Genomic DNA, 2,720 nt, shown 5'->3' with positions numbered 1-2,720 from the left:
AAAATAGTAAATCCTTTGAGAGGAAAAGAAGGCGTAAAATTATTAAATTACGAGGCTGATAAAAATTACAATAGATTAGTAGTTACAGTAATAGGAGAACCAGAAAAAGTTAAAAATGCAGTATTTGAAGCAATAGGTGTGGCAAGAGATGTAATAGATATGAACACTCACAAGGGTCAACATTCTAGATTTGGAGCAACTGATGTATGCCCATTTATACCTATAAAGGGAATGGATATGGATGATGCTGTGAAGGTTGCAAATGAACTTGGAGAAATGGTGGCAAAGGAATATGAAATCCCAGTATTTTTATATGAATGTGCTGCTACTAAGCCTGAAAGAGAAAATTTAGCTACAGTTAGAAAAGGCGAATATGAAGGATTAGACGAAAAATTAAAGGATCCTAACTGGATGCCAGATTACGGTCAAGCTAAAAAACACCCTACAGCAGGTGCTATAGCTATAGGAGCTAGAAGACCACTTATAGCTTATAACATAAATCTAGACACTACTAATATAGAAATAGCTTCAAAAATAGCTAAGACAATTAGACATTCAAACGGCGGATATAGATATATAAAAGCAGGTCCAGTTGAAGTTCCAGAAAGAAATATGACTCAAGTTACAATGAATTTAACAGACTACACTAAGACTAGTATGTACAGAGCTTTTGAAGCAGTAAAAATGGAGGCTAGAAGATACGGTGTAAATGTAACTGGAAGTGAAGTTGTAGGATTATGCCCAATGGAGGCACTTGTAGATGTTGCAGCTTATTATTTAGGACTTGAAGATTTTACACTTGATAAAGTCTTAGAAACTAGTTTGATGGAATAAGGAGAATACGATGAAGGCTGATTTTATTTTAAAAAATATTGGAAAGCTAGTTACAATGAAGGGGAGCTCTTCTTTTAGAATAAAGGAAGAGATGAATAATATAGAAATACTTGAAAATGCTTATATAGCAGTAAAGGATGGAAAAGTACTAAAAGTAGGTGTTGGAAGCGAATTTGAAAATTTAGTAGGTGAAGATACTAAAATCGACGATGCAGAGGGACTTTTAGTCACTCCTGGACTTATAGATTCACATACCCATTTAGTTCACGGAGGTTCTAGAGAAAATGAATTCTCTATGAAGTTAAATGGAGTTCCATACATCGAAATTTTAAATAACGGTGGTGGAATTTTAAGCACTGTAAAATCTACAAAGGAAGCATCTAAAGAAGCTTTATATGAAAAAGCTAAAAAGAGCTTAGATAGAATGCTAGAATTCGGTGTTACAACAGTAGAAGAAAAAAGCGGTTATGGACTAGAATTAGAAACAGAAATAAAACAACTAGAAGTAGGTAAAATGCTAGAGGAAAATCATCCTGTAGATTTAGTACATACTTTTTTAGGGGCTCATGCAGTTCCAGTTGAATATAAGGAAAATCACAAGCCTTATATAGATATATTGGTCGATGAAATGATGCCTAAGGTAAAGGAAATGGGTCTAGCAGAATTCTGTGATGTATTCTGTGAAGAAGGTGTATTTACAATAGAAGAAAGTGAATATATACTTCAAAAGGCAAAAGAAATGGGATACAAATTAAAAATACATGCCGATGAAATAGAATCACTAGGTGGGGCAGAATTGGCAGCTAAATTAGGCTGTGTATCAGCAGATCACCTTATGGCAGCTAGCGATGAAGGCATCAAAATGATGGCTCAAAACAAAGTCGTAGCAAATATACTTCCTGCAACTTCTTTTAATTTAAATAAAACTTATGCAGATTGCAGAAAGATGATAGACATGGGTGCAATAGTTAGCTTATCAAGTGACTACAATCCAGGAAGCTGTCCAAGTGAAAACCTACAGCTTGTAATGCAATTAGGCTGTCTACATCTTAAGATGACTCCTAATGAGGTTTTAACTGCAGTTACAATAAATGCAGCATGTGCAGTAGATAGAGCAGATGAAATAGGTTCTATAGAAGTAGGTAAAAAAGCCGATTTTGTAGTATTCGACGCACCAAATGTGGAATACTTAATGTACCATTTTGGAATAAATCACACTAAACGAGTTTACAAGGATGGAAAACTAGTAGTAGATGATAAGGTTGTAGTTTATAATAAATAGTAAAAAATAAATTTTTATACAGGGGAGAAATAAATATGAAATTAATAGATATGACTGTAACAGATTTTGCTAATGAAGTAGATTCAAATTCTCCAGCACCAGGTGGAGGTTCTGTATCAGCTCTTGCAAGTGATATAGGAGTAGGTCTTGCTCGTATGATGGCTCATCTAAGCTTTGGAAAGAAAAAATTTGAAGCATTAGACGATGTTACTAAGGCAGAATTTAAATCAAGATTTGATAAATTAGGAGAAATAAGATCGGAGCTATCTACATTAGTAGATAAGGATACTGAATCCTTCAATGAATTCATGAAGGCATTAAAAATGCCAAAGGAAACAGAAGAAGATAAAGCTGTAAGAGCAAAAGCTATGGAGGATGCAACAGTATTTTCAATAGAAGTTCCATATAAGACAGCATCACTTTCTTTAGAAGCCTTAAAGGTATTAGATTTCTTAGTTGCTAATGGAAATCAAAATGCTATAACTGATATCGGTGTAGGTACTTTAATGCTATGTACAGGATTAGAAGGTGCAGTGCTTAATGTCAAGGTAAATTTGATGGGGCTTGAAAATAAAGAGCTTCACGACAAATACAGCCAAGGCTG

General features: G+C 34.3%; 3 protein-coding genes. All 3 read left to right on the top strand.

From position 1 onward, the window contains the following. On the top strand, window positions 1–834 hold an 834-nt coding region (gene ftcD, locus ACI3VO_RS13510), incomplete at its 5' end, for a glutamate formimidoyltransferase (RefSeq protein WP_439758421.1). Between the two features lie 10 nt (window positions 835–844). Further along, on the top strand, window positions 845–2,116 hold the full coding sequence (gene hutI, locus ACI3VO_RS13505; RefSeq protein ID WP_439758420.1) for an imidazolonepropionase: 1,272 nt from the start codon (window positions 845–847) through the stop codon (window positions 2,114–2,116). Between the two features lie 35 nt (window positions 2,117–2,151). Further along, window positions 2,152–2,720: cyclodeaminase/cyclohydrolase family protein (locus ACI3VO_RS13500; RefSeq protein ID WP_439758419.1), on the top strand; the 569-nt coding region annotated here is incomplete at its 3' end.

Source organism: Intestinibacter sp. (assembly GCF_051866655.1).
Classification (GTDB): Bacteria; Bacillota; Clostridia; order Peptostreptococcales; family Peptostreptococcaceae; genus Intestinibacter.
This window is presented reverse-complemented; position numbering and strand designations above follow the sequence as displayed.

Excerpts from the sequence above, each read along its gene's own strand:
- hutI (WP_439758420.1), top strand. The coding sequence starts at position 845 with ATGAAGGCTGATTTTATTTTAAAAAATATTGGAAAGCTAGTTACAATG.